Raw genomic sequence first — 2,339 nt, 5'->3', positions numbered from 1 at the left:
ACGATATCCTTAGCAAGAGTTGGTTTCATTGACCAACCGATCACTTTTCTCGAATATAAATCAAGCACTACAGCCAGATATAACCAGCCTTGCCAAGTCCGAATATAGGTAATATCAGTTACCCAGGAAGTATTCGGAGTATTCACAACAAACTCTCTATTTAAATGGTTGGGTGGCACAATCTGAGGACGACCACGGCCATAACTTTTATGCTTCTTGTATCCTCTAACTGCTGCAATACCATTGTTTTTCATGATTTTCAGTACACGATTCGGGCCACAGCCTTCACCTAGTTCTTTAAGATCCAAAGTAATGCGACGATAACCATAAATACCATAACTAGCATCATAAGAAGATCGGATGAGCTGTAATAACCGTTTATCTTCAATAGTTCTGCCTGATTCGGGTTCATGCAACCAGGCATAATAGCCAGCACGAGCAATCTTAAGAACCCGACACATCGTTTTAACTTTAAACTGATGACTGTATTCAAGGATAAACTGATACTTCACTCGGGCAGGCTTGCAAAGCGGCGTAAAAGCAGTGCTTTCACTTTAAGATGTCCCGTTCCTCTTCAGTCTGTTTAAGCTGACTTTTAAGGCGAAGGATTTCTTTCTTTGCCTCGAGCAGTTCATGTTCATCAGCGTTGTTGTGTAAAGGCTGTACCGCCTTTAGCCATTTATAAATGCTGTGTTGTGATACGCCTAAACGTTCTGCTACATCAGTGACAGAATATCCACGTTCAGTAATCAATTTAACAGCTTCATCTTTAAATTCTGGGGTGTATCGTTGTCCACTCATAATGTTCTCTCCTATGCAAAAAGAATAGACGATATTTGTCTAGGAAAGTGGTGGCAGTCCAAAAGATGGTTATATGTGTCTAGAATTTTGGTGGCTATTCAATTTTTAACGACTCATATGCAGTATAAAAGGTCAAATGGCTTAAATTTAACGAACCAAATAACTGGTTATTTCCTTCACAGATTTTTGAGAACTAATATGGAAATCTCACATTTAGATCATTTAGTTTTAACTGTTGCTGATATAGAAAAAGCATGTAATTTTTATAATGAAGTTTTAAATTTTGAGGTTGTTTCTTTTGGAAATAATCGTAAAGCATTAAAGTTTGGTCAGCAAAAAATTAACTTACATCAAGCAGGAAATGAATTTGAGCCTAAAGCTAAGCATCCCACCACAGGGTCTGCTGACTTATGCTTTATAACAAAAACTCCATTAGAAATGGTTATTAAGCATCTAAATAATCTTAGTGTTGATATTGAAGAGGGACCAATTCAACGTACAGGGGCTACAGGAAACATCATGTCTGTATATATTCGTGATCTGGATGAAAATTTAATAGAAATATCTAGTTACATGACTCCCTAGTTTTTATATAGACACTCTAAAATTACATAATACACGTTATAAGAAGTCAAAAATGGGAGCTTTTGAACTGCACCCCGAAAGTTGGACATTTTTAGTCTTTAATGCGCTTTTTTGCTTCGTCATAAACTATGCTATCAGCTCTTCTCCCGACGGTAATTAGCAAGATAACTACCTGATCATCTTTGACCAGATAAACAAGTCGGACTCCAGCCTTTAATAATTTAATTTTATAGCAGCCAGCAAGATCACCTCTAAGCACATTCTTAGGAATGTGTGGTTGCTCTATTACCTTGGCTAATTTCTTCTTAAATTGATCTCTTATAGTACTAGGAAGTTTTTCCCATTCAGCAGTGAAGTCCTTATGACGTAAAAGCTTATAAATCATCTAAAGTAATTTCATCGAACATTTCTTTAGGATCATTAATACGCTTACGAACGACTGCTAATAGCTCAGCATCCTCTTCTGAGAGTAAAGCTTTTTGTACTGGAAGTTTCCCAGTCGTAGCAATATATTCAAGAATATTTGTAAAAAACTCAGTAGGTGCAATACCTTGTTCTTTTAGGACAGAATAAGATTTTTCTTTAAGGGCTTCATCGACCCTGAAATTAACAGTAGCCATCATCATTCCCGTTCATTGGATGTATAAAACTATTGTAATGCAATTTGCATTACAATTCTAGTTCACATAATCGCCATTTATGGTAAATGGGTAATTTAATTTTTATTTTTTCTTTAGGCGCCTTAATTCAACAAAGAACATTTAAGTGTTCAATATTTATTCATCTCGTTAATCATATACTCATCCAATATCTCTGTAGTGGTTTAATGAAGTTGGACACCAACTTAGGTGATAATGTATTCACCAAAGAGGTGCTCAATGAGAACAAGACGAACATTCACTCCAGAATTCAAACTAGAAGCAGCAAGCCTTGTACTTAATCAAGGCTATTCA

3 protein-coding genes and 1 pseudogene are annotated in these 2,339 nt (G+C 36.1%); 1 reads left to right on the top strand and 3 read right to left on the bottom strand.

Annotation, left to right across the window (positions count from 1 at the left end):
- Window positions 1-801, bottom strand: a pseudogene (locus tag ACKI4H_RS06260) (IS3 family transposase); the annotation flags it as partial.
- A 198-nt stretch (window positions 802-999) separates the two neighbouring features.
- On the opposite strand from ACKI4H_RS06260, the gene ACKI4H_RS06255 reads away from it, so the two are divergent.
- Window positions 1,000-1,386 carry a VOC family protein gene (locus ACKI4H_RS06255; RefSeq protein WP_407304533.1) on the top strand — a complete coding sequence of 129 codons (387 nt, stop codon included), beginning with the start codon at window positions 1,000-1,002 and terminating at the stop codon, window positions 1,384-1,386.
- A gap of 91 nt (window positions 1,387-1,477) precedes the next feature.
- Here ACKI4H_RS06255 and ACKI4H_RS06250 read toward each other — a convergent pair whose 3' ends face one another.
- Window positions 1,478-1,771, bottom strand: a complete 294-nt coding sequence (locus ACKI4H_RS06250) for a type II toxin-antitoxin system RelE family toxin (RefSeq protein WP_407304531.1) — start codon at window positions 1,769-1,771, stop codon at window positions 1,478-1,480.
- On the bottom strand, window positions 1,761-2,006 hold the full coding sequence (locus tag ACKI4H_RS06245) for a type II toxin-antitoxin system RelB/DinJ family antitoxin (protein WP_407304535.1): 246 nt from the start codon (window positions 2,004-2,006) through the stop codon (window positions 1,761-1,763). Before ACKI4H_RS06245 ends, ACKI4H_RS06250 begins: the two co-directional genes overlap by 11 nt.
- Between the last annotated feature and the right edge of the window lie 333 nt (window positions 2,007-2,339).

The sequence above is a fragment of the Acinetobacter sp. genome (assembly GCF_045628685.1).
Lineage (GTDB): Bacteria > Pseudomonadota > Gammaproteobacteria > Pseudomonadales > Moraxellaceae > Acinetobacter.
Note: the sequence above shows the minus strand (reverse complement) of the source record. Positions and strands in the feature narration are given on the sequence as shown.